The 7,121-nt window shown below is 72.4% G+C and carries 4 protein-coding genes and 1 pseudogene; 3 read left to right on the top strand and 2 right to left on the bottom strand.

The window, feature by feature from the left end; translation table 11 throughout:
- Positions 1-654, top strand: a pseudogene (locus tag ACZ7CH_RS36150) (cytochrome bc1 complex cytochrome b subunit); the annotation flags it as partial.
- 66 nt (positions 655-720) lie between these two features.
- Here the strand turns inward: ACZ7CH_RS36150 and ACZ7CH_RS36145 are convergent.
- Together ACZ7CH_RS36145 and ACZ7CH_RS36140 are read right to left on the bottom strand one after the other, a co-directional pair.
- Positions 721-1,008 carry an Lrp/AsnC family transcriptional regulator gene (locus tag ACZ7CH_RS36145; protein ID WP_360398600.1) on the bottom strand — a complete coding sequence of 96 codons (288 nt, stop codon included), beginning with the start codon at positions 1,006-1,008 and terminating at the stop codon, positions 721-723.
- Positions 1,009-1,130: 122 nt separating this feature from the next.
- Positions 1,131-2,831 (bottom strand): DEDD exonuclease domain-containing protein, encoded by a 1,701-nt coding sequence (locus ACZ7CH_RS36140; RefSeq protein ID WP_360398598.1) that lies wholly within the window; start codon positions 2,829-2,831, stop codon positions 1,131-1,133.
- A 53-nt stretch (positions 2,832-2,884) separates the two neighbouring features.
- Between ACZ7CH_RS36140 and ACZ7CH_RS36135 the strand changes: the two genes are divergently transcribed.
- Together ACZ7CH_RS36135 and ACZ7CH_RS36130 are read left to right on the top strand one after the other, a co-directional pair.
- Positions 2,885-5,767 carry an AfsR/SARP family transcriptional regulator gene (locus ACZ7CH_RS36135; protein WP_470375993.1) on the top strand — a complete coding sequence of 961 codons (2,883 nt, stop codon included), beginning with the start codon at positions 2,885-2,887 and terminating at the stop codon, positions 5,765-5,767.
- A 14-nt stretch (positions 5,768-5,781) separates the two neighbouring features.
- Positions 5,782-7,113, top strand: a complete 1,332-nt coding sequence (locus tag ACZ7CH_RS36130) for an NYN domain-containing protein (RefSeq protein WP_360398614.1) — start codon at positions 5,782-5,784, stop codon at positions 7,111-7,113.
- Positions 7,114-7,121: the final 8 nt, after the last annotated feature.

The following is a 7,121-nucleotide window of genomic DNA, read 5'->3' as shown; positions in this document are numbered from 1 at the left end:
CCGTTCCTGCCGTTCATCCTGGGGTTGCCGTTGCTGACCGGGATCGCGGCGGTGTACCCGTGGATCGAACGGCGGATGACCAAGGACTACGCGCACCACAACCTGCTGCAGCGCCCGCGTGACGTGCCGGTCCGCACCGCGCTGGGGTGGATGGCGATCACGTACTTCATGGTGTTGCTGCTGATGGGCGCGAACGACATCTTCGCCTACCAGTTCGACATCTCGTTGAACCTGACGACGTGGATGGGCCGCATCGGCATGCTGGTCCTGCCGCCGATCGCGTACTTCATCGCGTACCGCACCTGCATCGGGTTGCAGCGGGCGGACCGTGAGGTGCTGGAGCACGGTGTGGAGACCGGCATCATCAAGCGGTTGCCGCACGGTGAGTTCATCGAGGTCCACCAGCCGCTGGGCCCGGTGGACGACCACGGTCACCCGATCCCCCTGGCCTATCAGGGTGCGTCGGTGCCGAAGAAGATGAACAAGCTCGGTTCGGCCGGGCACCCGGTCGCGGGCAGCACGTGGTCGCCGGACCCGGTCGAGGAGACCGTGGCCCTGGAGAACGCACGCCGCAGGGCGCATGTCTCCGAAGGCCTCAGCGCCGAGGACACCGCGGGCGAGCTGGCCGGCAAGCCCTCCGACCCCAAGGCCTGAGCCTGCTGAAGCAGTGAAAAGCCCCCGTGGACGATCTCCACGGGGGCTTTTCGCATGCGTCTTCGGCTACTGCGCGTCGTCCAGGCCGATCGCGAACGCCGCCTCGTCGTCCCGCTTCGAGTAGCTGCGGAACGCGATGTGCGTGTCGGTGTTCAGCACGCCCTCGACCTTGCTGATCTTGCCCGGCACCAGCGCGGCGAGGTCCTCGTGCTTGCTGACCTTGACCAGCGCGATCAGGTCCACGTCACCGGCGCAGGAGTACACCTCCGTGACTCCGTCGATGTCGGCGATCTCCTGCGCCGCCTCGGGAATGCGCTCGGCGGCGGCCTGGATCAGCACGATGGCGGTGACCACGGCGTCCTCCTCGGGTCTCACTACGGGTACCAAAGCACCCGTAGTCTGCCCTACCCGCTGATCGCGAGCGCCACGAACTCCGCACGCTCCCGCGACACCGACCTCCCGCGCACCGGACCGCCTCAGTGCCAGCGGTCCACCAGCGGGCGTGCGCTCGACGCCTGCTCAGCCCACGGCACCCATGCCGCCGCCGCACCGGCCGGTGAGGCCCACGGTTCGTCCGCGTACACCAGGCGGGTACCGGGCTGGTCGAGCCAGCGCAGCACCACCCCGGTCTCCTCCGGCGGCGCACCGCGCAACGGGCCCGCGGTCGGGATGACCGTCTCCGCCGAGGCCACCAGCGCGTCGACCACCGGCATCGGGCGGGTGCCGCGGCGGGCGACACCGGCCGAGGCCAGCCGGCCGTAGCGGACGACTGAGAACTCCCAGCCACCGTCGCGGTCCGGGCGGGCGGCCACGAGCTGCGGCAGGGCGGCCAGCGCGGCGAGGCGCTGGGCGCGGTCCAGCGAGCGGACGAGGCCCGCGAGGCGGTCGCGGCGGGTGGCGGCCTCCTCGAAGCGCTCGGCCGTGGCCAGGGAGCCCAGCTGCTCCGCGAGACCGCGCAACGGGTCCGCGCTGCGGCCCACCACCAGGTCGCGCACCGCCACGACGGCGGGGGAGTACTCCTCCACGGTCTGCCGGCCTGCGCAGGGGGCCTGGCAGCGGCCGAGCTCGGCCAGGGCGCACGGCGAGGCGCGCTGGTTCGTGGCCGGGATCTTGAGCGTGCACGACCGCAGCGGCACGGCGTCGAGCAGCGCGTCCGCCACCGACTCGGCCGCACGGCGGGTGCGGAACGGGCCCAGCGCGCCGTCGCGCGGGGTGCGGACCAGCGACAACCGGGGGAACGGCTCGTCGGTCAGCACCAGCCACCACGCGTGGTGCGGGTTCTTCGACCTCTTGTTGTACGCGGGGCGGTGCGCGCGCAGCAGCCGCAGCTCGCGCACCTCGGCTTCCAGCGAATGAGCGCACTCGACGGCGTCGACCCGCACCGCGAGCGCGACCATCTCGCGCAGCCGGCGTCTGCCCTCGCTCGCGGTGAAGTACTGCCGCACCCGCCGCCGCAGGTCCGACGCCGTGCCGACGTACAGCACCTCCTCCTTGGGACCGCGGAAGAGGTACACGCCGGGCACCGACGGCAGATGCGCGGCCAGGGAGCGCTTGCGGCGCTGCTCCGGCGTCACCTCCGGCAGGTACGCCAGCAGCTCCTCCAGCGAGTGCACCCCCACGTTGCCCACGCGCTCCAGCAACGCGTGCAGCACCTCGACCGTGGTGCGCGCATCGGCCAGCGCCCGGTGCGTCGGCCGGGTCCGCGTGTGGAACAGGTCCGCCAGCGCCGACAGGCGGCACGACGGCGCCTCGTCGCGGCTCAGCACCCGCCGCGCCAGCCGCACCGTGCACACCACCGGCGGTTTCGGCCACCGGTAGCCCTGCCGCTCGCACGCCGCCTTGACGAACCCGACGTCGAACCCGGAGTTGTGCGCGACCAGCACCGCTCCGGCCGCGAACTCCAGGAACGCGGGCAGCACCGTCTGCATCCGGGGCGCACCGGTCACCATCAGCTGCGTGATCCCCGTCAGCTGCGCGACCTGCGGCGGGATGCCGCGCTCGGGGTCGACGAGCGTGGCGAACTCGCCGATCACCTCGCCGCCGCGCACCTTCACCGCGCCGATCTCGGTGACGGCGTCCTGCTCGGCGCTCCCGCCCGTCGTCTCCAGGTCGAAGACGACGAACGTCGTGTCGCGCAGCGGCGTCCCGAGCTCGTCGAAGGACAGTTGACCGGTCACCCCGGTGACGTTAGCGACGGGGTCTGACAATTTTTGGAGCTAGCCTCACCGGTGTGCGGATCACGCTCCTGGGACCTTCCGGCCTGCCCCTCAGCGTCCGGCAGCGGTCGCTGCTCGCGGCGCTCGCCCTGCAGCCCGGCCACGTGGTGCGGTCGGAACGCCTGATCGAGTCGATGTGGGGTGCCGACGAGAAGCCCATGCACGTCAACGCGCTGCACCAGCACGTCTTCCGGTTGCGGCAGGCGCTGGACGGCATCGTGGTCTCCACGCGCGCGGACGGCTATGTGCTCGAAGCAGGACCTGACGACGTCGATCTGCACCACTTCCGCCACCTCGTCGCGAACGCGCGCGCTCTGGACGACGACGCGGCAGCGGCCCGTTTGTTCGAAGCAGCGCTGGCGTTGTGGCAGCAGGAACCCCTCGCCGACCTGCCCGCGGCCCCGCCGTGGAGCGATGTCCGCGCCGCACTGGAGGAGGAGCGCCTGGAGGTCGTCGAAGACCACCTGGAACGCCGGCTGCGCCTCGGTGAGGACGTCTCCGCCGAGCTGGCCGACCTGGTCGACCGCTACCCGCACCGCCAACGGCCGCATGAGCTGCGGGGCGTCACACCGGAGCCGACCCAGCGCGTTGTGCCGCACCAGCTTCCCGCGGACCTGCCGAACTTCACCGGCCGTGCGTCCGCGTTGGCCGAGCTCGGCGCCATCGGGCGAACGGTCGTCATCACCGCGATCGACGGCACAGCAGGCGTCGGCAAGACGGCGTTGGCGCTGCACCACGCGCACACGGTCGCCGACCAGTTCCCCGACGGCCAGCTCTACGCGAACCTGCGCGGCTTCGACCGGGACACCCCGCCGTTGCCGCCCGGCGACGTGCTGGCGCGGTTCCTGCGCGCACTGGGCATCGCCGGGCCGCGCATCCCGCAGCAGCTGGAGCAGCAGACCGACCTCTACCGCATGTTGTTGCGCGACCGGCGGATGCTGGTCGTGCTGGACAACGCCGCGACCGCCGCCCAGGTCGCACCGCTGCTGCCCGGCGCGGAGGGCTGCCGCGTCGTGATCACCAGCCGCAACCGGCTCTCCGGTCTCGACGCGTGGCCGGTGCTGCTGGACGTCATGGCGCCGGAGGAGGCCGTCGCGCTGCTGCGCGGCATGCTCGGCGACGCACCCGAGCTGCCCGAGCTGGCCCGGTTGTGCGGCCACCTCCCGCTCGCGCTGAGGATCGCCGCGGCGAACGCCACCGGATCGGTCGCGGACCTGGTCGACGAGCTGCGCGAAGAAGAAGGCAGGCTCGCGGCGTTGCGAGTCGACGACGACGAACGTCTCGCCGTGCGCGCAGCACTCGACCTCTCGTTCCGTTCGCTGCCCGCAGCAGCACAAGAGCTGTTCAGGCGGTTGGGCGCCATCGCAGGACACGACTTCACGGCCGAGGTGGCCGCACTGCTCGGCACCGGCCTCGACCAGCTGGTCACGGCGAACCTCGTGGAACGCCAAGGTGATCGCTATCACCTCCACGACCTCGTGCGCCTGTACGCACGTGATCTGCTGACGGAGGAGGAGACGAACGCACTGCGCGCACGGCTGGCGTTGTGGCACATCGGTACAGCGGCCAACGCCTCGCGCATGTGTTACGTCGCCGACGACGTGCTGTTCGAGGCAACGGACGGCCGCACGTTCGAGACGTCGGCGGAGGCCTTGGCCTGGTTGGTCGCCGAGAAGACCAACCTCGTCGCGATCGCCGCCACCGGTCCGTTCGCCTGGCGGCTCGCCGACGCGACGCACAGCTTCTTCGCCGCACGCCGTGATCACGCGAGCTGGGCCGTGGTGCGCGAGGCCGGGCTTGCGTCCGCACGGCAAGAGGGGGAGATGCGCGGCGAGGCGGCGGCACTGGCGAGCGAGGCGATCGCACGCATGTACTCCGGTCGTTCCAGCGAAGCGCTGGGGTTGGTCCAGCAGGCGCTTGACCTGGCCGAACGCGACGACTGGCCCGTCGGCACGCTCCGGTTCCTCACGGTCCTCGGCCACGTCTCCCGCGAGGTCGGCGACACCGACCGCGCCGCCGAGAGCTACCTCAGGGTCGCCGAGCTCAGCCACGAGCTGGGGCAGCTGCGGCGGGAGGCGCACGCGTTGTCCCAGCTCGGGTCCACGTGCTGGATGCGCGGCCGGTTGCGGGACGCCGAGGCGCACCACCGCCGGTCCTTCGCGCTCTACCAGCAGATCGGCGTGAAGAACGGGCGCCCGATCGCCGAGCTGGGCTGTGCGCTGCGCGACCTGGGGCGGCTGGACGAGGCGGTGGTGACGTTCGAGCAGGCGCTGGTGGACATCAGGGCGCTGGGCCAGCGCGGCCTGGAGTCGTACCTGCTCGACGACGTCTCCGCCGTGCACCGCGAGGCCGGGCGGCTCGACCTGGCGGTGGAGGCCGGCCGGGAGGCGTTGCAGATCGCCCTGGAGGTGAACGACCCCGGCGGCGAGGTCGACGCACGGCACAGCATCGGCGCCGCGCTGCTGCGGCTCGGTGATCCGGCCGCGGAGGAGGAGTACCGGCGTGCGGTGTCCGTTGCCCAGCGCATCGGCTACAAACACGGCGAGGCGCAGGCGCTCGCGGGTCTCGGAAGGGCAACGGGCCGCGCCGAACACCTGCACCAGGCGCTGGCCATGGCACGGGAGCACGGCTACGGCCTGATCGAGGGCACGGCGCTGACCGCGTTGGCGACGCTGCACCTGGCCGGTGATCCAGACCGGGCGCTGAAGTTCGCCCAGGAGGCCGTTGACCTGCATCGACGCAACGGGTGCCGACTCGGTGAAGCCCGTTCACTGCAGGTGCTCGGACACGGTCGCGAAGGTGCGTGGGAGCAGGCCCTGGCGATCTTCGACGAGATCGGCGTGCCGGAGGCCGGAGATGTCCGTGCGCTGCTCAAGCGCGGGGGCTCTAGCCTGTAACGGTGCCAGACCCGATGCCCGAGCCCGAGTACGACCCGCCCGCCGACGAGGTGGGCGAGTCCACTGTGGACTGGGGTGCGCTGCCGGAGCCGCTGCGGATGCGGCTCGCGGAGCTCGGCGCCGACGCCCTCGGGGAGATGGCGAAGGTCGACGTGCCGCAGCACCTGCGGCCCGTGGCCAAGTTCGCGCCGACCAAACGCGCCCGGCTCGGCGGCGCGCAGGTCGTGGCCGGGCTGCGCGACTCGGCGAACTTCCGCACCGCCGTCGTCGAGTGGCTGCGCAAGAACCGGCCATCGACGCTGGAGGTGACCTCGCCGGACCCGGTGGCCGCCGCCGCGGCCGCCGTGCTGACCGGGGACGAGGTCGCACCGCACTACGTGGAGCTGGTGTCGCGGCGGGTCGGTGACGCGACGCTGCGGGCCGAGCGGGACGCGGCGGTCGTGCGCTCGGAACGGCTGGAGGGCGAGCTCGAACGGCTGCGCGCCGAACGCAGCCAGCTCGACGGCGCCGCCGAACGCGTGCGCGCGGACGCCGAGGTCGAGCTGGAACGGCTGCGCAAGCGATTGCGCGAACAGGGCGTGAAGCTGCGCGAGGCCAAGGACGCGGCCGAGGCGGCGGCGGCCGAGGTCGAACGCGTGCGGGAACGCACGGCCGAGGAGCTCAAGCGGCTGACCGCGGAACGCGACCGGGAACGGGAACGTGCGGAGACCGAGCGGGGCAAGGCGCAACGGGCGATCGCGGACGCCGAGGTCGCCCGGCAGTCGGCGCGGGAGGCCCGGCAGGCCGACGAGGTGCGGCTCGCGCTGCTCGTGGACACCCTCGACGGCGCGGTGACGGGACTGCGGCGGGAGCTGGCGCTGGGCGGCTCCGGACCACGTCCAGCCGACCTCGTGCGCGGTGCGTCGGCGTCGCAGGGCGCGGTGGGACGGGTGGAGGACCCGGCTGCGCTGGACCGGTTGCTGGCGTTGCCGGCCGTGCACCTCGTCGTGGACGGCTACAACGTCACGAAGACCGGTTACCCGGAGCTGTCGTTGTCCGATCAGCGCGACCGGCTCGTGCACCAGCTCGCGGTGCTCGCCGCGCGCACCGGTGCCGAGGTGACGCTGGTGTTCGACGGCGCCGGAGTGGTCGCCGTGCCCGCGGCGGCGCCTCGCGGCGTGCGGGTGCTCTTCAGCGATCCCGGTGTTCTCGCTGATGACGTCATTCGCGCGTTGGTCACCGCCGAGCCGGAGGGGCGGCCGGTGGTGGTGGTGACGTCGGATCGCGCGGTCGCCGACTCGGTGCGCCGGCGTGGTGCGCACCCGGTGCCGTCCGCGGTGTTGCTGGCCCGGCTCGGTCGCGTTTAGTCACGCGG

This window comes from Lentzea sp. NPDC037011 (assembly GCF_055607425.1).
The sequence above is the reverse complement of the archived record's forward strand: the minus strand, read 5'-3'. Positions and strand labels throughout refer to the sequence as shown.

Excerpts from the sequence above, each read along its gene's own strand:
- ACZ7CH_RS36130 (WP_360398614.1), top strand. The coding sequence starts at position 5,782 with ATGCCCGAGCCCGAGTACGACCCGCCCGCCGACGAGGTGGGCGAGTCC.